Source organism: Isoptericola sp. AK164 (genome assembly GCF_029643425.1).
Classification (GTDB): Bacteria; Actinomycetota; Actinomycetes; order Actinomycetales; family Cellulomonadaceae; genus Isoptericola; species Isoptericola haloaureus.
Genome location: NZ_CP119106.1, coordinates 1886512 through 1909200, shown reverse-complemented (window position 1 = coordinate 1909200; position 22689 = coordinate 1886512). Strand labels below are relative to the sequence as shown.

Annotated in this window: 21 protein-coding genes; 17 read left to right on the top strand and 4 right to left on the bottom strand. The window is 74.0% G+C overall.

The genetic code is table 11. The features are described 5' to 3' along the window. The first annotated feature begins 2 nt into the window (after positions 1 to 2). From PO879_RS08825 to PO879_RS08745, 17 genes are all read left to right on the top strand, one after another. Positions 3 to 1214, top strand: coding sequence for a glycosyltransferase family 4 protein (locus PO879_RS08825; protein WP_278237494.1), 1212 nt, complete (start codon positions 3 to 5; stop codon positions 1212 to 1214). Further along, positions 1211 to 1810 carry a hypothetical protein gene (locus PO879_RS08820; RefSeq protein WP_278234543.1) on the top strand — a complete coding sequence of 200 codons (600 nt, stop codon included), beginning with the start codon at positions 1211 to 1213 and terminating at the stop codon, positions 1808 to 1810. The genes PO879_RS08825 and PO879_RS08820 overlap by 4 nt, the downstream gene beginning before the upstream one ends. A 94-nt stretch (positions 1811 to 1904) precedes the next feature. Then, positions 1905 to 2828, top strand: coding sequence for a pyridoxal 5'-phosphate synthase lyase subunit PdxS (pdxS, locus tag PO879_RS08815; protein ID WP_278234542.1), 924 nt, complete (start codon positions 1905 to 1907; stop codon positions 2826 to 2828). A 37-nt stretch (positions 2829 to 2865) separates the two neighbouring features. Next, positions 2866 to 5412, top strand: a complete 2547-nt coding sequence (hrpB, locus tag PO879_RS08810) for an ATP-dependent helicase HrpB (RefSeq protein ID WP_278234541.1) — start codon at positions 2866 to 2868, stop codon at positions 5410 to 5412. A 26-nt stretch (positions 5413 to 5438) separates the two neighbouring features. Beyond that, positions 5439 to 6038: an NUDIX domain-containing protein gene (locus tag PO879_RS08805; RefSeq protein WP_278234540.1), complete on the top strand. Its 600-nt coding sequence runs from the start codon at positions 5439 to 5441 to the stop codon at positions 6036 to 6038. A 78-nt stretch (positions 6039 to 6116) separates the two neighbouring features. After that, positions 6117 to 6749 carry a pyridoxal 5'-phosphate synthase glutaminase subunit PdxT gene (gene pdxT / locus PO879_RS08800; protein ID WP_278234539.1) on the top strand — a complete coding sequence of 211 codons (633 nt, stop codon included), beginning with the start codon at positions 6117 to 6119 and terminating at the stop codon, positions 6747 to 6749. A gap of 7 nt (positions 6750 to 6756) precedes the next feature. Continuing rightward, complete coding sequence (locus tag PO879_RS08795; RefSeq protein WP_278234538.1) at positions 6757 to 7518, top strand: YebC/PmpR family DNA-binding transcriptional regulator; 762 nt, start codon at positions 6757 to 6759, stop codon at positions 7516 to 7518. A 190-nt stretch (positions 7519 to 7708) separates the two neighbouring features. Beyond that, the gene (gene ruvC / locus PO879_RS08790; RefSeq protein WP_278234537.1) at positions 7709 to 8305 is read left to right on the top strand and encodes a crossover junction endodeoxyribonuclease RuvC; all 597 of its coding nucleotides are present in this window, start codon (positions 7709 to 7711) and stop codon (positions 8303 to 8305) included. Beyond that, positions 8302 to 8925, top strand: coding sequence for a Holliday junction branch migration protein RuvA (gene ruvA, locus PO879_RS08785; protein WP_278234536.1), 624 nt, complete (start codon positions 8302 to 8304; stop codon positions 8923 to 8925). Before ruvC ends, ruvA begins: the two co-directional genes overlap by 4 nt. Next, positions 8918 to 10021 carry a Holliday junction branch migration DNA helicase RuvB gene (ruvB, locus tag PO879_RS08780; RefSeq protein WP_278234535.1) on the top strand — a complete coding sequence of 368 codons (1104 nt, stop codon included), beginning with the start codon at positions 8918 to 8920 and terminating at the stop codon, positions 10019 to 10021. The genes ruvA and ruvB overlap by 8 nt, the downstream gene beginning before the upstream one ends. Before the next feature lie 65 nt (positions 10022 to 10086). Then, entirely contained in the window at positions 10087 to 10518 is a 432-nt protein-coding gene (gene yajC / locus PO879_RS08775; protein ID WP_278234534.1) for a preprotein translocase subunit YajC, read from the top strand. Between the two features lie 80 nt (positions 10519 to 10598). Continuing rightward, positions 10599 to 12542 (top strand): protein translocase subunit SecD, encoded by a 1944-nt coding sequence (gene secD / locus PO879_RS08770; protein ID WP_347568594.1) that lies wholly within the window; start codon positions 10599 to 10601, stop codon positions 12540 to 12542. Then, the gene (gene secF, locus PO879_RS08765) at positions 12542 to 13642 is read left to right on the top strand and encodes a protein translocase subunit SecF (RefSeq protein WP_278234533.1); all 1101 of its coding nucleotides are present in this window, start codon (positions 12542 to 12544) and stop codon (positions 13640 to 13642) included. Before secD ends, secF begins: the two co-directional genes overlap by 1 nt. Before the next feature lie 8 nt (positions 13643 to 13650). Next, on the top strand, positions 13651 to 14226 hold the full coding sequence (locus PO879_RS08760) for an adenine phosphoribosyltransferase (protein ID WP_278234532.1): 576 nt from the start codon (positions 13651 to 13653) through the stop codon (positions 14224 to 14226). A 50-nt stretch (positions 14227 to 14276) separates the two neighbouring features. Continuing rightward, positions 14277 to 16628 (top strand): bifunctional (p)ppGpp synthetase/guanosine-3',5'-bis(diphosphate) 3'-pyrophosphohydrolase, encoded by a 2352-nt coding sequence (locus tag PO879_RS08755; RefSeq protein WP_278234531.1) that lies wholly within the window; start codon positions 14277 to 14279, stop codon positions 16626 to 16628. An 82-nt stretch (positions 16629 to 16710) separates the two neighbouring features. Then, positions 16711 to 17880 (top strand): ATP-dependent DNA ligase, encoded by a 1170-nt coding sequence (locus tag PO879_RS08750; RefSeq protein ID WP_278234530.1) that lies wholly within the window; start codon positions 16711 to 16713, stop codon positions 17878 to 17880. A 30-nt stretch (positions 17881 to 17910) separates the two neighbouring features. Further along, a complete protein-coding gene (locus PO879_RS08745; protein WP_278234529.1) occupies positions 17911 to 18468 on the top strand; it encodes a dihydrofolate reductase family protein in 558 nt (185 codons plus the stop codon). Positions 18469 to 18495: 27 nt separating this feature from the next. On the opposite strand, the gene PO879_RS08740 is transcribed toward PO879_RS08745, so the two are convergent. From PO879_RS08740 to PO879_RS08725, 4 genes are all read right to left on the bottom strand, one after another. Further along, entirely contained in the window at positions 18496 to 19578 is a 1083-nt protein-coding gene (locus tag PO879_RS08740; protein ID WP_278234528.1) for a DNA polymerase domain-containing protein, read from the bottom strand. 9 nt (positions 19579 to 19587) lie between these two features. Then, entirely contained in the window at positions 19588 to 20226 is a 639-nt protein-coding gene (locus tag PO879_RS08735; RefSeq protein WP_278234527.1) for a hypothetical protein, read from the bottom strand. Between the two features lie 120 nt (positions 20227 to 20346). Further along, on the bottom strand, positions 20347 to 21879 hold the full coding sequence (locus PO879_RS08730) for a DUF349 domain-containing protein (protein WP_278234526.1): 1533 nt from the start codon (positions 21877 to 21879) through the stop codon (positions 20347 to 20349). Continuing rightward, complete coding sequence (locus PO879_RS08725; RefSeq protein WP_278234525.1) at positions 21876 to 22673, bottom strand: peptidylprolyl isomerase; 798 nt, start codon at positions 22671 to 22673, stop codon at positions 21876 to 21878. Before PO879_RS08725 ends, PO879_RS08730 begins: the two co-directional genes overlap by 4 nt. Positions 22674 to 22689: the final 16 nt, after the last annotated feature.

Genomic DNA, 22689 nt, shown 5'->3' with positions numbered 1-22689 from the left:
CCCTGCGCGTGGGCATCGTGTGCCCCTACTCCTTCGACGCCCCCGGCGGCGTGCAGTTCCACGTGCGCGACCTCGCCGAGGCGCTGCGCGACGGCGGCCACGAGGTCTCCGTCCTGGCCCCGGCCGACGAGGACACCGAGGTGCCCGACGTCGTCACCCCGGCCGGCCGCGCGGTCCCGGTGCGCTACAACGGCTCGGTCGCGCGCCTGGCCTTCGGGCCCCGCGCCGCCGCTCGCGTGCGGCGCTGGATCGACGCGGGGCGGTTCGACGTGCTGCACCTGCACGAACCCATGACCCCGTCGCTGTCCATGCTGGCCCTGTGGGTCGCCGACGGCCCCGTGGTGGCGACCTTCCACACCTCCCAGGTGCGGTCGCGCGCCCTGCAGATCGCGCACCCGCTGCTGCGCCAGTCGCTGGAGAAGATCTCGGCGCGCATCGCGGTGTCCGAGGACGCGCGCCGCACGCTGGTCGAGCACCTCGGCGGGGACGCCGTCGTGGTGCCCAACGGGGTGTACGTCGACGACTTCGACGTGCCGCCCGCGCCCCGCTGGCAGGGCACGCCGGAGGCGCCCACCGTGGCGTTCCTCGGCCGGCTCGACGAGCCGCGCAAGGGGCTGCAGGTCCTGGCCGCCGCCGCACCCCGCATCCTGGCCGAGGTGCCGGGCGCCCGCTTCCTCGTCGCCGGGCGCGGCGACGAGGGTCGTGCCGACGCCGAGGCCGCCCTGGGCGAGCACGCCGGCGCGTTCGAGTGGCTCGGCGGCGTCAGCGACGCCGACAAGGCCACGCTGCTGGCGTCCGCGGACCTCTACATCGCCCCGCAGACGGGCGGCGAGAGCTTCGGCATCGTCCTGGTCGAGGCGATGAGCGCCGGCGCCGGCGTCGTCGCCAGCGACCTGGGCGCGTTCCGCCGCGTGCTCGACGACGGTGCCGCCGGACGCCTGTTCCGCACCGGCGACCCGCAGGACCTGGCCGCCACGGTCCTGGCGGCGCTCGCGGACCCGGACGGGACCGAGGAGCGCCGACGGCGGGCCCACCGGTTCGTGCGCGGCTTCGACTGGTCGCAGGTCACCGCCCGGGTGCTGGCCGTGTACGAGATGGCCGTGGCCGCGTCCGAGGCGCTCGGCGACGGTGCGGTGCGCCAGGACCTGCTCGCCGGGCGGGCCACGTGGCTCCTGGGCCGCGGTCCGCGCCTGCGCGGAGGGGAGGACCGATGACCTGGAGCTGGTCCGAGACGGCGCTGCTCGTCGTCGTCCTCCTCGGGCTCGTGCTGTGGCTGGTCTGGCTCACGGCCTCGCGCCTGGACCGGCTGCACCGCAAGGTCGTCGCGTCCCGGCACGCGCTGCAGGCACAGCTCGACCGCCGCGGGCGGGTGTGCGTGGACCTGGCCTCCTCGGGGCTGCTGGACCCGGCCAGCGCGGTGCTGCTCGCCGACGCCGCCCTGGCCGCGCTCGACTCCCCGGACCGTCCCGCCGAGCCGCGACCGAGCGAGGCGTTCGCCCTGACGGGCCTCCCGGCGGAGCGCGAGCGCGCCGAGTCGGCCCTGTCGATGACGCTGCGCTCCGTGCTCGAGGACCCCGACGACGTCGCCGAGCTGCGGAGCACGGCCACCGGTGACGACCTGGTCGGCGACCTGTACTCGTCCTGGTACCGGGCCCAGCTCGCCCGGCGGTTCCACAACGAGGCGGTGGCCCAGGCACGGCGGGCCCGCCGTCCGCGCGCCGTGCGCTGGCTGCGCCTCGCGGGCAGGGCGCCGCTGCCGCGCACGGTGGAGCTCGACGACCAGATGCCGGCCGGGCTCGAGGGGGCCTGAACCCCCGTAGGATGGGACCTACGGCGTGGGACCACGCCGGCACGGGCGCGGCCGAGGTCGCCGCGCCGTGCTCGAAGAACTCTGTGAGGTTGCGTTGAGCGAGACCACCGGGACACCTGCCCCCTCCACGGGCGTCGGCGAGGTGGGCACGGCCCGCGTCAAGCGCGGGATGGCCGAGATGCTCACCGGGGGCGTCATCATGGACGTCGTCACCCCCGAGCAGGCGAAGATCGCCGAGGACGCCGGCGCCGTCGCGGTCATGGCGCTCGAGCGGGTCCCCGCGGACATCCGCGCCCAGGGCGGTCTGGCGCGGATGAGCGACCCGGACATGATCGAGGGCATCATCGACGCGGTGTCGGTGCCGGTCATGGCGAAGGCCCGCATCGGCCACTTCGTCGAGGCGCAGGTGCTGCAGTCGCTCGGCGTCGACTACGTCGACGAGTCCGAGGTGCTGTCGCCGGCCGACTACACCAACCACATCGACAAGTGGCAGTTCACCGTGCCGTTCGTGTGCGGGGCGACCAACCTGGGCGAGGCGCTGCGCCGCATCACCGAGGGTGCGGCGATGATCCGCTCCAAGGGCGAGGCCGGCACCGGAGACGTGTCCAACGCCACGACCCACATGCGGCAGATCCGTCAGGAGATCCGGCGGCTGACGTCGCTGCCCACCGACGAGCTGTTCGTCGCCGCCAAGGAGCTGCAGGCGCCCTACCAGCTGGTCGCCGAGGTGGCGCGGACGGGCAAGCTCCCCGTGGTGCTCTTCACCGCCGGCGGGATCGCCACCCCGGCCGACGCCGCGATGATGATGCAGCTCGGTGCCGAGGGTGTCTTCGTCGGGTCCGGGATCTTCAAGTCGGGCGACCCGGCCTCGCGTGCCAAGGCCATCGTGCAGGCCACCACCTTCCACGACGACCCGGACGTCATCGCCAAGGTCTCGCGAGGGCTGGGGGAGGCCATGGTCGGCATCAACGTCGAGGAGGACCCCGAGCCGGTGCGGCTCGCCGAGCGCGGCTGGTGATGCTCTCCTGACCCGGCGCAAGCCGGTCGGCGTCGCGGTGGTCGGCGACCGTCGGGGCGCGCTCCTGCCGGACGTGTCCGTGCCCGGTGCGGACCTGCCTGTCCGGGCGGTGCTTCCTGCCACGACCGAGGCGGTGCGCTCGCACGGCGCCGCCGTGCTGGTCGCACCCCCCGGATCGGGCAAGACCTCGCTGCTGCCGCTCGCGCTGGCCGACGCGCTCGAGGGGACGGTCGTCGTCGCCGAGCCGCGACGGATGGCGACCCGCGCGGCCGCGACGCGGTTGGCGGCACTGACGGGCGAACCTCTCGGGACGCGGGTCGGCTACGCGATGCGCGGTGAGCGCCGCGGCGGGAAGGACCTGCGCGTCGAGGTCGTGACCACCGGGCTCCTCGTGCGCCGTCTGCAGCAGGACCCGGAGCTGCCGGGCGTCGCGGCGATCGTGATCGACGAGTGCCACGAGAGACATCTCGACGCCGACCTGCTCCTCGCGTTCTGCGCCGACGTCCGGGAGAACCTGCGGGACGACCTGGTGATCGTCGCGACGTCGGCCACCGCGGACACGGTCCGGCTGAGCCGGGTCCTGGGCACGGACGCCCCGGCGCCCGTGATCACCGCGACCGCCACGGCGTTCGACGTCGAGGTCGAGTGGGCGCCCCCGCCGGTCGCGGCCCCGCTGCTCCCCGGCGGGCGGGTCGACCCGCGCCTGCTGGACCACGTGGCGGCCGTCGTCGAGCGTGCCCTGACCGATGACGACGGCGACGTCCTCGTGTTCGTCCCGGGGGAGGCGGAGATCGGTGGTGTGACCCGCCGGTTGGCGGGTCACGACGTCCTGCCCCTGTTCGGGCGCCAGTCACGGTCCGAGCAGGACCGCGCGCTGGCGCCGTCCGACGAGCGACGGGTCGTGGTCACGACGTCGGTCGCGGAGAGCTCGCTCACCGTGCCCGGCGTCAGGGTCGTCGTGGACTCCGGGCTCTCCCGGGAGCCGCGGACCGACCAGTCCCGTGGTCTCGGCGCGCTGGTCACCTGCCGGGTCTCGAGATCCTCGGCCGAGCAGCGGGCGGGTCGCGCGGGGCGGGAGGCGCCCGGCCGGGTCTACCGGTGCTGGTCGCGGACCGACCACGCGCGCCTCGAGGACCAGGCCGCGCCCGAGGTCGCGATCGCGGACCTGGCGGCCTTCGCCCTCGACCTGGCGGCCTGGGGCGCGCCCGGCGGTGACGGTCTGGCCCTGCTCGACGCGCCACCGACGCCGGCGATGTCCGCGGCCACCGCGCTGCTGCGCAGCTTCGGCGCGCTGGACGACGGCGGCCGGATCACCGAGCGGGGACGCCGGATGGCCCGGTTCGGGGTGCATCCACGCCTGGCGCGCGCGCTGCTCGACGGCACGCCGCGGGTCGGTGCCGCCCGGGCGCGCGAGGTCGTCGCCCTGCTGTCGGACGACGCCGGCGGCGGGGCCGGGGACGACCTGCCGGCGCGCTGGCGCGCCCTGCGCCGCGGCGAGGACCGCGGGGCCACCGACCGCTGGCGCCGCGAGGTCGAGCGCCTGGGCCGGGGAGCGCCCGACGACCTGGCGCGCGGCGGGCCGGCTCTCCACCGTGGGGACGGGGTGCCGGACGACCTCGCGGCGGGGATCGTCGTGGGGCTGGCGTACCCGGACCGGATCGCGCGGGCCCGGGGGACCGGGTCGGTGTCCTACCAGATGTCCGGGGGGACGGGCGCCGCGCTGGACGCGCGGTCGCCGTTGCGGCCGGCGACCTGGCTGGCCGTCGCCGTCGCCGACCGGGCGCCTGGTCGCGCGGACGCCAGGATCCGTTCCGCGGCACCGATCGACGAGGCGACCGCGCGCGAGGTCGCGGCCGACCTCGTGGAGACCTCGGACCGGATCCGCTGGGACGACGACCGGGTCGTGACCCGGCGGGTCGAGTCGCTCGGTGCGATCGTGCTGAACGACGTCCCGCTGGCACGGCCGGACCCGCTGCTCGTCCAGGCCGCCGCCCGCGACGGCCTGCGGCGCAGCGGCCTGTCCGTGCTGCGCTGGTCGCAGGGCGCGCTCGGTCTGCGGGAGCGCCTGGCGTTCTGCCACGCCCACCTCGGCGCCCCGTGGCCCGCGGTGGACGACGACGCGCTGCTGGCCGGGCTCGACGACTGGCTCGGTCCCGAGCTCGCCGGGGTGCGCGACGGGCGGGACCTGGCCCGCATCGACGTGCTGTCGGGGCTGCGGCGACTGCTGCCGTGGCCGGCGGCGACCCGGCTCGACGAGCTCGCGCCCGAGCGGCTCCGCGTCCCGTCGGGCTCTCAGGTGCGGCTGACCTACGACGGTGCCGAGCCGCCGGTCCTGGCGGTGAAGCTCCAGGAGGTGTTCGGCTGGACCGCCACGCCCGCCGTCGCGGACGGGAGGGTCCCCGTCGTGCTGCACCTGTTGTCGCCCGCGCGGCGCCCGGTCGCGATCACGAGCGACCTCACCTCCTTCTGGCAGCAGGGCTACTCCCAGGTCCGGGCCGACCTGCGGGGCCGCTACCCGCGCCATCCGTGGCCGGAGGACCCCCTCGCCGCCGCTCCGACCGCACGTCCGACGCGACGTCGGTGAGTCCCCGGAGGGATACGCTGACCGGCATGCACGAACGTGTCACGACGAGCGGTTCCGCGGTGCCCTCGGCGTCCGCGTCGCTGGGTCCCGACTGGGTCCCCGGCCCGGACGGCCTGCGACACCGGCGGGCGGCCCGCGTCATCCTCCTGGACGACGGGGGCCGGGTGCTGCTGGTGCGCGGGCACGACGCCGACGACCCGGACCGGTCCTGGTGGTTCACCGTCGGCGGCGGCATCGACGACGGTGAGACCGAGGTCGAGGCCGCGCTGCGGGAGCTGCACGAGGAGGCGGGGCTGACGCTGGCGGCCGAGGACCTGGTGGGCCCGGTGATGACCCGTGCCGGGATCTTCCGCTTCCTGGCCGAGACCTGCCGGCAGGACGAGGTGTTCTTCCTGGCGTGCGTGGACGGTGGCCACGAACCCAGCGACCACGGCTGGACCGACGGCGAACGCGACGTCCTCGACGAGATGCGTTGGCTCACCCCCGACGAGCTGCGCGGCGAGACGCGCGAGGTGTTCCCCCGCGTCCTGCCCGACCTCGTCGACCACCTGGTCCGGGGCTGGGACGGCGTGGTCCGGCACCTCGGCGAGGAGAACGACGACGAGCCGCTCGAGTCCGCCGACTGACGGTGGCCCGGCCGGTCCGGGCCGCACGGCCGACGAACGGTTCCGCGCCGGTCGCGCCCCGGTGCGTACACTGCCGCGGTGACCACGACGATCGGAGTACTCGCCCTGCAGGGTGACGTGCGCGAGCACACCCGGGCCCTCGAGGGCGCCGGTGCGCGCGTCGTCCGCGTCCGTCGCCGCTCCGAGCTGGAGGCGGTGGACGGGCTGGTCCTGCCCGGCGGGGAGTCGACCACGATGGACAAGCTGCTGCGGGTGTTCGAGCTGCGGGACCCGTTGCGGACCGCGATCGCCGAGGGGCTGCCCGTGTACGGCTCGTGCGCCGGCATGATCCTGCTCGCCGACCGGATCACCGGCGGCATCGAGGGCCAGCAGACCCTCGGCGGCATGGACGTCACCGTGCAGCGCAACGCATTCGGTCGTCAGGTCGACTCGTTCGAGGCGGACCTGGCGATGCGGGGGATCGAGGGCGGTCCGGTGCGCGCGGTGTTCATCCGCGCACCCTGGATCTCCACGGCGGGGCCCGACGTCGAGGTCCTCGCCCGCATCCCCGAGCGGTCGACCGACGGGACCGGCCTCGGCGAGGCCGCCGGTAAGATCGTGGCAGCCCGTTCGGGGCGACTGCTCGCGACCGCGTTCCATCCGGAGGTCACCGGGGACTGGCGGGTGCACGCGCAGTTCGTCCGTGAAGTCAACGCCACGCGAAGGAGTTAGTCAGGTCATGTCCGGTCACTCGAAGTGGGCCACGACCAAGCACAAGAAGGCGGCGATCGATGCCAAGCGCGGCAAGCTCTTCGCGAAGCTGATCAAGAACATCGAGGTCGCGGCACGCACCGGCGGCGGCGACCCGACGGGCAACCCGACGCTGTTCGACGCCATCCAGAAGGCCAAGAAGTCCTCGGTGCCGAACGACAACATCGACCGCGCGGTCAAGCGCGGCTCCGGTGAGGGCGCCGACGCCGTCGACTACCAGGTCATCATGTACGAGGGCTACGGCAACAACGGCATCGCAGTGCTCGTGGAGTGCCTCACCGACAACAAGAACCGTGCCGCGGCCGAGGTGCGCACCGCGTTCACCCGCAACGGCGGGTCGCTGGCCGACCCGGGCTCGGTGTCCTACCTGTTCTCCCGCAAGGGCCAGGTCGTGGTCCCCAAGGCCGAGGGCGTCACCGAGGACGACGTGATGCTGGCGGCACTGGACGCCGGGGCCGAGGAGGTCACCGACCAGGGCGACTACATCGAGGTGCTGTCCGAGGCGACCGACCTGGTCGACGTGCGCAGCGCGATCGTCGACGCCGGCATGGAGTACGACTCGGCGGACTCGATCTGGCACCCGTCGATGCAGGTGGAGGTCGACGTCGAGGGTGCGCGCAAGATCATGCGTCTCATCGACGCGCTCGAGGACAGCGACGACGTGCAGAACGTCTACGCGAACTTCGACGCGACCGACGAGGTCATGGCCGCCCTCGACTCCGACGACTGACGCGGAGGACCGACGCGGAGCGCACCGCAGGGTGCGGGTCGAGGGACGAGGCACGTGCCCGCAGGGGAGTGCAGCGACGGTCCGACCCGGTGGTGCGTGGGCCGACGCGGAGCGCACCGCAGGGTGCGGGCGTCGTCCCGTCCAGGCGCGCCTCGGCAGGCCTGTCACCGGTGCGTGAGACAGTGACGGCGTGCGAGTGCTGGGAGTGGATCCGGGGCTGACCCGGTGCGGTGTCGGGGTCGTGGACTCCCGGCGCGGGCGCCGGGCGGCCCTCGTGGGTGTGGGTGTGCTGACGTCGGCGCCGGCGACGAGCACGGACTTGCGCCTGCTCGAGATCGCCGACGGTCTCGAGGGCTGGATGGAGGAGCACACCCCGGACGTCGTGGCGGTCGAACGGGTCTTCGCCCAGAACAACCGCGGCACCGTCATGGGCACGGCCCAGGTCGCCGGGCTGGCGATGGTCGCGGCCGCCCGCCGCGGCGTGCCCGTGGCCATGCACACCCCGAGCGAGGTCAAGGCGGCCGTGACGGGGTCGGGCCGGGCGGAGAAGGCCCAGGTCCAGCGCATGGTGGCCTCCATCCTGCGGCTGGACACCGCGCCCAGCCCCGCCGACGCCGCCGACGCCCTCGCCCTGGCCATCACGCACCTGTGGCGCCCGGCGGGCGCCCTGCAGGGCGGCGACCGCCACGAGCTCACCCCGGCGCAGCGCGCCTGGGCCGCCGCCGAGCACCGTGCGCGGGGCGCCCAGCGCGGTCCGCGCACCCCACGGAAGGAGACCGTCCGATGATCGCCTCGCTGTCCGGCACCGTGGCCCAGGTCGCCCTGGACCGCGCCGTCGTCGACGTCGGTGGGGTGGGCTACCTGGTCCACGCGACCCCGGCGACCCTGGCCGGGCTGCGCGTCGGTGAGCAGGCGCTCCTGCACACCACCCTCGTGGTGCGGGAGGACTCGATGACGGTCTACGGCTTCGCGGACACCGAGGAGCGCGAGGTGTTCGAGACCGCGCAGTCCGTGTCCGGCGTCGGTCCGCGCATCGCGCTGGCGATGCTGGCCGTGCTCACCCCCTCCGCCCTGCGCCGCGCCGTCGACCAGGAGGACACCGCCGCGCTGCGGCGGGTCCCGGGCATCGGCGCCAAGAGCGCGCAGCGCATCGTGCTGGAGCTGTCCGGCCGTCTGGGAGCGCCCGGGCCCGACGACGGCGCCGCCTCCGGTGCGGCGACCTCCGCGGCCGGCGACGAGCGCGACCAGGTCGTCGAGGCGCTCGTCGGCCTGGGCTGGGCGGCCAAGGTGGCCGAGGGCGCGGTGGAGAAGGCGCTGGCGGAGGCGGGGACCGACCGCGTCGGCCCCACCGAGGTGCCGGCCACCCTGCGGGCCGCGCTGCGACAGCTGGGGCCGCGTCATGGCTGACGGCGCGATCGACCCCCAGGACCTCGGCGAGCGGCTCGTCGGCGCGGGCGCCGACGAGGTCGAGCGGGCCGCGGAGGCGGCGCTGCGGCCCAAGAAGCTCGACGACTTCGTCGGGCAGCGGGTCGTGCGCGACCAGCTCTCGCTGGTGCTGCAGGCCTCCATCGGCCGGGACACCGCCCCGGACCACGTGCTGCTGTCCGGTCCGCCGGGGCTGGGCAAGACCACGCTGGCGATGATCATCGCCGCCGAGCTCGGCACCTCGCTGCGGGTCACCAGCGGCCCCGCGATCCAGCACGCCGGCGACCTCGCCGCCGTGCTGTCCTCCCTGGAGGAGGGCGAGGTGCTGTTCATCGACGAGATCCACCGCCTCGCCCGCCCGGCCGAGGAGCTGCTCTACGTCGCCATGGAGGACTTCCGCGTCGACGTCGTCGTCGGCAAGGGGGCGGGCGCCAGCGCCATCCCCCTGACCCTGCCGCCGTTCACGGTCGTCGGCGCGACCACGCGGTCGGGGCTGCTGCCGGCACCGCTGCGCGACCGTTTCGGGTTCACCGGGCACCTCGACTTCTACGAGGCGGAGGAGCTGGAGCGCGTGATCCTGCGCTCGGCGGGGCTCCTCGGTGTGGACATCCGCCACGAGGCCGCGCACGAGATCGCCGGGCGCTCCCGCGGCACCCCCCGGATCGCCAACCGGCTGCTGCGCCGCGTGCGGGACTGGGCGCAGGTTCGGGGCGACGGCGTGCTCGACCTGCGCGCGGCCCGTGCCGCCCTGGAGGTCTACGAGGTCGACCCCATCGGCCTGGACCGGCTGGACCGCGCCGTCCTGACGGCGTTGTGCCGCCGGTTCGGCGGGGGACCGGTCGGCCTGACGACCCTGGCCATGACGGTCGGGGAGGAGTCGGACACCGTCGAGACGGTGGCCGAGCCCTACCTCGTCCGCGAGGGGCTCGTGGCGCGCACGCCGCGGGGCCGGGTCGCGACCGCGGCCGCCTGGGAGCATCTGGGCATCGAGCCGCCGGCCGGGACGTGGGCCGCGCCGGCCCCGACGACCGGTGGGGGAACCGGGACGACGTCGCGGACGTTGTTCGACGAGGCCTAGGGTGCCCGCGCGGCGCCCTAGACTGAGACGAACACTCGATCTTCCGATTGAAGGACTGAATCCCCGTGGATTTCTCGATCATCATCCTCTTCGCCGTGCTCGCGGCCCTCATGCTCTTCATGAGCTCGCGCACGCGCAAGCAGCAGAAGAAGCAGTCCGAGTTCCGGTCCTCGCTCGCCCCCGGCCAGGAGGTCATGACCGGATCCGGCCTCGTCGGCACCGTGATCGAGGTCGACGAGGAGTCGGACATCGTCACCCTCGAGTCCACCCCGGGCTCGCGCACCCGCTGGCTCCGCGCCGCCGTCGTGAAGCGGATGGACGAGCCGGTCGAGGAGGCCGAGGAGACCGAGGTGACCGAGGACACGTCGGAAACCGGTAGCATCGCCCCGGCAGACGGTCCCGTCGAGGTCCCGGACGACCTGTCGGAGCTGGACACCGCGGAGCGGAAGGTCCAGGAGGACAAGCGCCGGGAGCACGGCGAGACCGACGACAAGTGACCTCTGCGCCGGCCGGGTCCTGAACCCGGCCGGCGCCATCACGCTCCGCTCCGGCGGCGCGCACACGGGAAGAGAACCAAGTGGCCAACTCCAGCACGCGGCGTTCGCGTCCGGTACGCACGCTCGTGGTCTTCGCGCTCCTGTCGATGGTGGTGCCGTTCGTGGCACTCCTCGTCGGGACGTACCTGGACCCCAAGAGCGACGAGAACCCCGGCGGCGCCAGCCTGGCACCCGGACTCGCTCTCGACCTGCAGGGCGGGACCCAGATCATCCTGACGCCGACGTCCACGGATGGTTCGGAGCTGACCCCGGAGGCGATCGACGAGTCGATCAACGTCATCCGGCAGCGCATCGACTCCTCCGGCGTCGTCGAGGCCGAGATCGTCAACCAGGGCGGGGAGAACATCGTCGTCTCCATCCCCGGTGAGGTGGACCAGGCGACGATCGACCTCGTCTCCCAGCCCGCGCAGATGCGCTTCCGGCCGGTCCTGACCTACGAGCTCGGCCTTCCGGCCCAGGAGCCGACGGCCGAGGCCTCGGCCGACGCCGAAGGGTCCGCCGACGGCGACGCCGAGGGCGAGGCGACCGAGGACGAGGCTCCGCAGGGCGCCACGCAGGAGGAGCTCGCCGCGTTCGACGAGCAGATCGCCACCGAGGCCCAGGACGTCGACCCCACCGACGCCTCCGACCTCGCGCAGATCACGCCCGCCGTGGAGGAGAAGTTCGCCGCGCTCGACTGCACCGACCCGGCCAACCTGGTCGGCGGTGGCGGCGCGAACCCGGACCAGGTGCTCGTGACCTGCTCCAACGACGGCAGCCTGCTCAAGTACGTCCTCGGCCCGGTCGAGGTCGACGGCACGAGCCTGTCGAACGCCAGCTCCGGCCTGGTGCCGGGCCCGAACGGCTCGGTCACCAACGAGTGGGGCGTCTTCATCGAGTTCGACGACCAGGGCACCACGGAGTTCCGCACGGTCACCGAGCGCCTGCAGGGCCTGGAGTCGCCGCGCAACCAGTTCGCGATGGTGCTCGACGGTCTCGTGATCTCGGCACCCTCGCTGGACCCCGGCGTCATCATCACCGACGGCCAGGCGACGATCTCGGGCAACTTCACGCGTGACTCCGCGGCCACGCTGGCCAACCAGCTCAGCTTCGGCTCGCTGCCGATCGCCTACGAGGTGCAGAGCCAGGAGACGATCTCGGCGACGCTCGGCTCGGAGCAGCTGCGCAACGGTCTGATCGCCGGTCTGATCGGTATGGCCCTGGTCGTGGTGTACTCGCTGTTCCAGTACCGCACGCTGGGTCTGGTGACCGTGGGCTCGCTGCTCATCGCCGCCGCGATCACCTACGTGTCCATCGCGCTGCTGTCCTGGACGATCGACTACCGCCTGTCCCTGGCGGGTGTCGCCGGTCTGATCGTGGCCATCGGGTTCACGGCGGACTCGTTCATCGTGTACTTCGAACGTATCCGCGACGAGATGCGCGACGGGCGCTCGATGGCGATGGCGGTCGAGCGCGGGTGGCGCCGGGCCAAGCGCACGGTGCTGGCCGCGAAGTCGGTCACCCTCATCTCCGCGATCGTGCTGTACTTCCTCGCCGTCGGCGGGGTGCAGGGCTTCGCGTTCACCCTGGGTCTGACGACGATCATCGACATCGCCGTGGTGTTCTGGTTCACCCACCCGACGCTGCAGCTGCTGACCAAGGTGCCGTTCTTCCGCGACGGACACTCGCTGTCGGGGCTGTCGCCCGAGCGGCTGCGCAGCACCGGCGGCCCGCGGTACGTGGGCGCCGGCCGGGTGGCCCGCCCGACGCCCGAGCCCGAGACGGCCGAGGAGCCGGTCCCGGCCATGGCGGGCGCGGCGTCCTCCCCGGCACCGACGACGGACGACTCCGGTCGCCGGCTGACGATCGCCGAGCGTCGTGCGGCGCAGCGGCGTGCGGCCGCGGCCGACGGACCGCCGGACGACCCCGGGACCGACGACCGCAGCCACGACGCCGTCCCCGGCGAGAACGAGGAGAGCCGCTGATGGCCGGCAGCATGACCTTCGCCCAGTGGGGCAACGACCTGTACACGGGCCGTCGCTCCTACCCGATCGTCGCCAAGCGGCGCGTCTGGTTCTCGATCGTCGGCGTCCTCGGGATCGCCTCGATCATCATCCTGCTCACCAAGGGCCTGACCCTGGGCATCGACTTCCGCGGTGGCTCGGAGTTCACGGTCACCAGCACGACCACCACGGAGCAGTCCGTGGCCGTCGACGCCGTGCAGGAGGTCCTGCCCGAGGACGAGCCGCGCGTGGCGGTCGTGGGCGGCGAGGCCGTCCGCGTGCAGACCACGCAGGTCTCCGGCGCGGAGCAGACCGCCGTCATCGAGGCCCTCGCCGAGGGCTACGGGGTGGACCCCGCGGACGTCGACGCCTCGTTCGTGGGGCCGACCTGGGGCTCGGCGGTGTCCGAGCGCGCCCTGTGGGGCGTGGTCGTCTTCGTCCTGCTCGCCGCCGCCTTCATGGCCGTCTACTTCCGGGCATGGCGCATGTCGGTCGCCGGCATCCTCGCGATGCTCAGCGACCTGCTGATCTCCGCCGGCGTGTACGCGCTCATCGGCTGGGAGGTCACGCCCTCGACGATCATCGGCTTCCTGACGATCCTCGGCTTCTCGCTGTACGACAAGATGGTCGTGTTCGACAAGGTCCGGGAGAACACCACCGGTGTGCTGGACCAGTCCCGCAACACCTACGGCGAGCGGGCCAACCTGGCCGTCAACCAGACGCTGGTGCGGTCCATCAACACCTCCGTGGTGGCGCTGCTGCCGGTGGCGGGGATCCTCTTCCTCGGCGCGTTCGTGCTCGGTGCGGGCACGCTGCGGGACCTGTCCCTGTCGCTGTTCGTGGGGATCGCCGTCGGCGCGGCCTCGTCGATCTTCCTGGCCACCCCGCTGGACGTGTCCCTGCGCGAGCGGGAGCCGAAGATCCGTCAGCACACCGCCGAGGTCCTGGCCGAGCGCGAGCGTCTGGCCACGGAGGGCGGTCACGACGCCGAGCTCGCCGCGGTCGCGGCCGGCCGGTCCCAGCTCATCCCCGGTCACCACCAGGGTCACGGGTCCCAGCCCCGGCGCAAGCGCGGCCGGTGACGCGGCGCGTGACCGACGACATCTCGCTGGTCGCCCTGGCCGGGCTCGGCCCGGCCAGGGCGACCGAGATCCGGGACCTGATCCACGACGTCCCGGACTACCCGCACCCGCCGATCGTCTTCCGCGACATCACGCCGCTGCTGGCGGACGGTGCGGCGCTGGCCGACGTGACCGACGCCTTCGCGGCGCTGGTCGAGGCCGACGGCGGGGTCGACGTGGTCGCCGGGATGGAGGCGCGCGGGTTCCTGCTCGGTGCACCGCTGGCCACCCGGCTCGGCGTGGGCTTCGTGCCGCTGCGCAAGGCCGGCAAGCTGCCCCCGCCGGTCGAGCGCGAGGACTACGAGCTCGAGTACGGCCACGCGTCCATCGAGCTTCGCCGGGGAACACTGGCACCCGGTGCGCGTGTTCTGGTGGTCGACGACGTGCTGGCCACGGGCGGGACCGCACAGGCCGCGGCGCGGCTCGTCGAACGCAGCGGCGCCACCGTGGTGGCGCTGGCGTTCCTGCTCGAGCTGGCCGGTCTGGGTGGTCGTGAGCGGCTCGCCGACCACACGGTCGAGACCCTGCTGCGGGTGGAGACGTAGACTTGCCGTCCCGGAGGTCACCCCGGCGACGATGGGCGAAGGAGGTGCTCGTGAGCGACGACACGCAGGTCCGGTCCGCGGACGAGGCGCCACGGCCCGCGTCCAACGGCGCCGGCAGGGGCGTGCGCAACCGGCTCGTCCGCCTCGGCGTGCGCGGCGCGACGCCGTCGACTCCCGCCCTCGAACCGCTGCTGCAGGCGGTGCGCACCAACCACCCCAAGAGCGACCTGAGCGTCCTGGAGCGTGCCTACGGCATCGCGGAGAAGGCGCACCGCGGTCAGCAGCGCAAGTCGGGCGACCCCTACATCACCCACCCCGTCGCGGTCGCCACGATCCTGGCCGAGCTCGGGTTCGACGGCGCGACGCTGGCCGCCGCGCTGCTGCACGACACCGTCGAGGACACCGAGTACTCCCTCGACGACCTGACGCGCGACTTCGGCGGCGAGATCGCGATGCTCGTCGACGGCGTCACCAAGCTCGACAAGGTCACCTACGGCGACGCTGCCCAGGCCGAGACCGTGCGCAAGATGGTCGTGGCCATGGCCAAGGACATCCGCGTGCTGGTCATCAAGCTCGCCGACCGGCTGCACAACGCGCGCACCTGGAAGTACGTCTCGGGGTCGTCGGCGTCCCGCAAGGCGCGCGAGACGCTGGAGATCTACGCCCCGCTGGCGCACCGCCTGGGCATGAACACGATCAAGTGGGAGCTGGAGGACCTGTCCTTCCAGACCCTGTACCCCAAGGTGTACGACGAGATCGTGCACCTGGTCGCCGAGCGCGCGCCGGCCCGCGAGGAGTACCTCGGCGTGGTGCGCGAGCAGATCGCGGCGGACCTGCGCGGGGCGAAGATCCGGGCCACGGTGACCGGACGTCCGAAGCACTACTACTCGATCTACCAGAAGATGATCGTGCGCGGCCACGACTTCACGGAGATCTACGACCTGGTCGGTAGCCGCGTCCTGGTGGACTCGGTACGCGACTGCTACGCGGCGCTCGGTGCGCTGCACGCGCGGTGGAACCCGGTGCCCGGCCGGTTCAAGGACTACATCGCGATGCCGAAGTTCAACATGTACCAGTCGCTGCACACGACGGTCGTGGGCCCCGGCGGCAAGCCGGTCGAGATCCAGATCCGCACGCACGACATGCACCGCCGTGCCGAGTACGGCGTCGCCGCGCACTGGAAGTACAAGGAGACGGCCCGCGCCGGCAAGGGCGGGTCGGAGGACCCGCGGGCCAACGACATGACCTGGCTGCGCCAGCTCGTGGACTGGCAGCGCGAGACCGCCGACCCGGGGGAGTTCCTCGACTCGCTCCGCTACGAGATCGGCGCGGCCGAGGTCTACGTGTTCACGCCCAAGGGCGAGGTCATGGCGCTGCCGGCCGGGGCCACCCCCGTCGACTTCGCCTACTCGGTGCACACCGAGGTCGGACACCGCACCATGGGCGCGCGGGTCAACGGCCGGCTCGTCCCGCTCGACTCGCCGCTGCAGAACGGTGACGTCGTCGAGGTGCTCACCTCCAAGGCCGAGACCGCCGGCCCGTCGCACGACTGGCTGAACTTCGTGAAGTCCGGCCGGGCGCGCAACAAGATCCGGCAGTGGTTCACCAAGGAGCGCCGCGACGAGGCGATCGAGCGCGGCAAGGACGCGATCACGCGGGCGATGCGCAAGCAGAACCTGCCGATCCAGCGGCTGCTGAGCCACGAGGCGCTCGTGGGGCTGGCCAACGAGCTGCGCTACGACGACGTCTCCGCGCTGTACGCCGCGGTGGGGGAGAACAACGTCTCCGCCCAGCACGTCGTCGAGACGCTCGTGAAGTCCCTCGGTGGCGAGGACGGCACGGCCGAGGACACCGCCGAGGTCGCCCGGCCCGGCCAGGCCGTGCGGCGGTCGCGCTCCACCGGGGACCCCGGGGTGGCCGTCAAGGGCATGGACGACATCTGGGTCAAGCTCGCCAAGTGCTGCACGCCCGTGCCCGGCGACGACATCGTCGGGTTCGTCACCCGCGGGGCCGGTGTGAGCGTGCACCGGTCCGACTGCGCGAACCTCGCCCAGCTGCGCGAGCAGCCCGAGCGCATCGTGGACGTCTCCTGGACCACGGGGGCGAACACGATGTTCCTGGTCCAGATCCAGGTCGAGGCGCTGGACCGGTCGCGGCTGCTGTCGGACGTCACGCGGGTGCTGTCCGACCACCACGTCAACATCCTGTCGGCGACCGTGTCGACCTCGACCGACCGCATCGCCATCTCGCGGTTCGTCTTCGAGATGGCCGAGCCCGCGCACCTGCAGCAGGTGCTGGCCGCCGCCCGCAAGATCGACGGCGTCTTCGACGTCTACCGCATCACGGGCACGAAGGCCGACGAGGTCGGGTCCACCGCACCGGAGGCCCCGGTCGACGCCTGACCGGTCGCCGTCCGACCGGTCGACACGCGACCCGACCGGCCCGACCGGGCACGACGGCCCGTGTCGGCGTAGGTTCGCCAGCATGGATCTGCCGCTCAGCCCGCCGGTCCGGCCCATGCTGGCCCGGTCGGTCGCCTCGGTGCCCGACCAGCCCGACGACGGTGCCGGCTGGGTCTACGAACCCAAGTGGGACGGCTTCCGTGCGATCGTCTACCGCGACGGCGCCGAGGTCCGCATCGACTCGCGCAACGCCCGCCCGATGCAGCGCTACTTCCCCGAGCTCGTCGAGGCCGTGCTGGACGCCCTGCCGACCCGGTGCGTGGTCGACGCGGAGATCGTCGTGGCCCGTCCCCCGGACCGCGACCGCGACGCCGCCCACCTCGACTTCGACACGCTGAGCCAGCGCATCCACCCGGCGGCCTCGCGGGTCGAGATGCTCGCCGGCGAGGTGCCGGCCAGCCTCGTCGTCTTCGACCTGCTGGCGCTCGACGGCGAGGACCTGACCTCCCGACCGCTGACCGAGCGGCTGGCCCGGCTGGACGGGCTCGGCCTCTCCGGGCCCCAGGTGCACGCCACCCCGCGCACGGCCGACGCCGGGACCGCGCGCGAGTGGTTCGCCGCGTTCGAGGGCGCCGGCCTGGACGGTGTGGTGGCCAAGACCGCCGACGGGGTCTACGAGCCGAACAAGCGCGGCTGGCTCAAGATCAAGCACGCGCGCACGGCCGACATCGTCCTCGCCGGGCTGCGCGAGCACAAGACCTCGACCCCGGACCGCCCCCTGGTGGGGTCGCTGCTGCTCGGGCTGTACCGCGCGGCCGACGGTGACGACGTCGGCCCCTCGCTGCAGTTCGTCGGGGTCGCCGCCTCCTTCCCGGCGGCCCGGCGCGCCACGCTGTACGACGAGCTCGCCCCGCTGCAGGTCGTCCCCGGCAGCCCGGAGGCCGCGGCGCACCCCTGGGCCGACTGGCAGGACCCCGCGGTGGCGGACGGCAGCGCGGGGGAGCGGCGGCCCGGTGCGCAGTCGCGTTGGAGCGCGGGCAAGGACCTGTCGTTCACCCCGCTGCGCGTCGAGCGGGTCCTCGAGGTCGGCTACGACCACATGGAGGGCGCCCGGTTCCGCCACACGGCCCAGTTCAAGCGGTGGCGCCCCGACCGCGAGCCGGCGTCGTGCACCTACGACCAGCTCGTCGAACCGGTCGGCTACGACCTGGCGGAGATCCTGCCGGGCGCTCCCGGCGTCGAGGACCGATGAGTCCTGGCTCCCGGGAGGGTCCGTCCGTCCATGGGAACACTTCTGTACTCGACGACCTGCTCGATCGACGGGTTCGTGGCCGACGCCGACGGCAGCATCGACTGGACGGCCCCGAGCGACGAGCTGCACGCCTTCTTCAACGACCGGCTGCGTGACGTGGGCACCTACGTCATGGGCCGCCGCATGTTCGGCACGATGCGGGTGTGGGACACCTGGCCCGCCGGGCGGAGCGCGGTCGAGGACGACTACGCCGCGATCTGGGCCGCGGCGGACAAGATCGTCTGCTCCGACCGGCTGGCGGCCACGGGCGTCGACGCCCCCCGGACCACGGTGGAGCCCCGCCTGACGACCCGGCGGCTGGCCCAGATCGTCGCCGACGCCGACGGGACGGTCGAGGTCTCCGGGCCGACGACGGCCGCCGACGCGTTGCGGTCCGGCATGGTCGACGTGCTGCAGCTGTTCGTGGCGCCGCGCGCCCTGGGCGGCGGTCTGCGCGCCCTGCCCGCGGGCATGGACCTGGCCCTGGAGCTCGCCGAGACGCGCCGGTTCGACAACGGGACCGTGCTGCTGCGGTACGAGCGGGCCTGAGCGGCACCGGTCGCCCGGCGCGAGGGCTCAGCCGTCCGTCGCCCGGGGACGGTCGGTGTCCCGCGAGGGTTGGACCCGCTTGGGCTCACCGGGCTGCTTCGGGTACTCCGGCGGGTACGGCAGGTCGCCCAGCCCGTGCTCCTCCTCGTCGCGCCGGGCCAGGTCCAGCGCGGCCTGGAGCGAGCAGTCGAGATCCGGGTCGCGGTCGGCGCGCAGCGCCGCGTGCAGGTCGCCGCGCTCGGCGAACCGGTCCGGCACCGTGCGCAGCGTGAAGTCGTCCGGGTGCACCTCGGTCACCTCGTCCCAGTCCAGCGGCGTGGAGACCGTCGCGCGCGGGTTGGGTCGCAGGGAGTAGGCCGACGCCATCGTGCGGTCGCGTGCCATCTGGTTGTAGTCGACGAAGATCCGCTCGCCGCGCTCCTCCTTCCACCAGCGGGTGGTGACCGTCCCGGGCAGCCGACGCTCCAGCTCGCGGCCGATCGCGATGGTCGCCCGCCGCGCCTGGACGAAGCTCCACCGTGGTGCGACCGGGACGAACACGTGCAGGCCCCGTCCGCCGGAGGTCTTCGGGTAACCGACCAGGTCGAGCTCGCCGAGGACCTCGCGCAGCGTCAGCGACACCCGGGCCGCGTCGGCGTAGTCCGTGCCGGGCTGCGGGTCGAGGTCGATGCGCAGCTGGTCCACCTGCTCGACGTCGTCGCGGCGCACGGGCCAGGGGTGGAAGGTCAGCGTGCCCAGCTGGGCGGCCCAGGCGACCACGGCGAGCTCGCTCGGGGCGACCTCGTCCGCGCTGCGCCCCGACGGGAACGCGATCCGCGCCGTGCGCACGTAGTCGGGTGCTCCCTTCGGGACCCGCTTCTGGTAGAAGGCGTCGCCGTGGGAGTCCGTGCGGGTGGCCATCACGGCGTCGGGGGAGTAGCCCTTGGGCCAGCGTTCGAGCGTCGTGGGACGGTCCAGCAGGGCACCGAGGATGCCGTCGCCGACGGCGAGGAAGTACTCGACCACCTCCAGCTTCGTGACCCCCAGGTCGGCGAACACGACCCGGTCCGGGCTGGACACCCGCACGGAGCGCCCGGCGGCGTCGACCTCGACTGCTCGCGCGGAAGGCATGGGGTCAACCTACGCCGGGCAGTCCGCCGGTGCGCGGGCGCCGTCGGGGTCCAGGACCGCGGCGGCCGCGTCGAGCAGGTCGTGGGCGCGAGCGCGGGCGGCCACGCGGGTCCGGGCCGAGATGCTGCCGTGCGCCTCCTCGACCCGCGCGCCGGCCCGCAGCAGGGCGACGGCCAGGTCCACCGTCGCGGCGGGATCGGTGCCGTGCAGCACCAGCTCGACCAGCGTGCGCTGCGTCGTGGTCACGGGCACGCCGCCCACGTCGCGGACGTCCGGGCCCAGCAGGCGGGCCTGCCACAACCGGGCGCCGGGCGGCCGGTCGGGCCGGTGGCGGCCCGCCGGGTAGGTCAGGTCGAGGGGGTCCGGGCGGCCGCAGCCGGTGCGGACCCAGGTGGCCGTGCGGGCCGTGACCACGGCGCCGTGCGGGACGTCGGCGGCGAGCACCGCGCCGCGCAGCCCGGCGTCGACGACCCGGTCCGCGGGGCAGGCGGCCTCGCCGCGCAGCACCCGCAGCACGCCCTCGCGCACCAGGGTCTGCCAGGCGGCGGCGCCGCCCACGTCCGCCGGACGCACGACCGTGACGTCCCCGCCGGGACCGTGCAGCAGCTCGCGCAGCGGTCGCGCAGCCGTCGTGGCGGCAGCGGGCACCCGATCACCTCCGGCGTCGTGGGGACGTCCTCCGCCGGCGACCCTAGGAGCCGGCTGCCGCGCACGACGGTCCGGACGGCAGGGCCTGTGGACACCCGCGGGCGTCCACAGGCCGTGCCGTCAGCCGCGGGAGTCCTCCGCCGCCTTGACGACCTGCTCCAGCCACGCCCGGCGCGCCGCGATGGCGCCACGCAGCTCCTCGGCGGACCGCGTGTCGCCGGAGGACTCGGCGTCGGCGAGCTCGGACTCCATGGCCGTGATCGCCTCCTCGAGCTGGGCGGCCGCGCCCTCGGCACGCGCCTGCGTCTCGGGGTTCGTGCGGCGCCACTTGTCGTCCTCGGCGTCGCGGACCGCGCTCTCGACCGCACGCAGGCGCCCCTCGACGCGCGACAGGTCGCCCCGCGGCACCTTGCCGGCCTCCTCCCAACGGTCCTGGATCCCGCGCAGCGCCTCCTTGGCGGCGTCGATGTCCCGTACGGGCAGCAGCGCCTCCGCCTCGGCGAGGAGCGCCTCCTTGACCTGGAGGTTCTCGCCGTACTCCGCGTCGATCGCCGCGTTCGCCTCGTCCCGCGCGCCGAAGAACACGTCCTGCGCCGCCCGGAACCGCGCCCACAGGGCGTCGTCGTCCTTGCGGTGCGCCCGGCCCGCCGCCTTCCAGCGGTTCATCAGCTCGCGGTACTCCCGCGTCGTGGGCCCCCACTCCGTGGAGTGCTGCAGGGCCTCGGCCTCGGCGACGATCTTCTCCTTGGTGACCTTGGCCGCGGCGTTGCGCTGCTCCAGCTCGGCGAAGAAGTGCCGGCGCTCGCGGTCGAAGGCGGTGCGCGCCTGGCTGAACCGCTTCCAGAGGGCCTCCTCGGTCGGGCGGTCGACGCGCGGCCCGTTGCGCTGGGACTCCTTCCAGCGCTCGAGCAGGTGGCGCAGCTCCTCCCCGGCGGGACGCCACTGCATCTTGTCCGGGTCGGTGCCGGCGATCTTCTCCGCGGCCTCGACGATCTCGGTGCGGGCCTCGACCGCGCGCTCCTTGGCGGCGACGCGCTCGGCCTCGAGCGCGGCACGGCGCTCGGCCGCCCGGGTGCGCGCGTGCTCCACGCGGCGGCGCAGGGCGTCGAGGTCGCCGACGGCGGCCGGCTCGGTGGTCTCGTCGGCCAGCTTGCCCAGCGTCTGGTCGATCTCGCGGATCGACAGGTCCGCGCTGTCCAGGCGCGTCTCGAACAGGGCCACCTTCGCCACGAGGTCCAGGTAGCGCCGCACGTACAGGGTCAGCGCCTCCTCGGTGGACACGCCCGGGTACTGGCCCACGACGCGCTCGGTGTCGCCGTCGCGCACGTGCACGGTGCCGTCGTCGTCCACGCGGCCGAACTCGGCGGCCGCCGCGGACTCCGCCGCGTCGTGGACGGGCGGGACGGGCGCGGCCGGAGCCGTGGGCGTCGGCGCCGTGGCCGGCGTCGGCCGCTTGAGCGCCGAGGGCTTGGGCGCGCCCGGGCGCGGCGGGGCCGGCTTGGGGGCCGACGGCTTCGGCGCGGGCGCCGCCGGGGCGGGTGCGGGCGGCGGGGTCGCGGACTCCTCGGTCCCGGCGCCAGGAGTTTCGGCCTGTGCCTGCTCGGTGGCCTCGACGTCCTCGGGGCCGGTCGAGCCGGGGGTGCTCTCGCTCACTGGGTCTCCACTCCTTCGATGATGACGGGGCTCGCCGGGGAGCCGTCGCCGGCTCCGTCGGCCGTGCCCGCGTCAGCGACTGCCTGAATCGTGTCCAGGCCGGACGTCACGGTGCCGAACACCGTGTACCCGCCTGCTGCGTCGGACGGGATGGTCGAGTCCTCGTAGACGAGGAAGAACTGCGAGCCCATCGACGCGGCGTCGCCGCCCCGACGGGCCATGGCCAGCGTGCCGGCAGGGTAGACGTCGTCGGCGGGGGCGTTCTCCACCGGCCCGAACGAGTAGCCGGGGCCGCCGGTGCCGGTGGCGGTCGGGTCGCCGCACTGCAGGACGTGGATGCCCTGCGTGGTCAGCCGGTGGCACTGCGTGCCGTCGAAGTAGCCCTGCTGGGCCAGGGACACGAAGCTCGCCACCGCCTGCGGTGCCTCGGCGCCGACCAGCTCGAGCCCGACGGTCTCGGTGGCCCCGTCGACGCAGAGGTCGACCGACGCGGTCCAGGCGCGGTCCTCGGCCACCGCGGGGTCGGGCACCTCGCCGCCGTCGCGCGCCTCGGTCGCGCCGGGCGGGCACGCACCGGCGGCCGCCTGCTCGTCCTGCGCGCCGGACGCCGGCGCGGGGTCGTCGGAGGAGGTCAGGCCCGCGACGAGGGCGCCACCGGCGACGAGGCCGAAGATCGCCACGATCGCCACGATCACGCCGATCCGGCGGCGGCGCTCCTGCTTGGCGCGTCGCCGCTCGTCCCACTTGGCCTCGCGCTTGCGGGCGTACTCGCGCTCGCGCTTGCTGGGCGCCACCGTCGGTCGTCCTCCT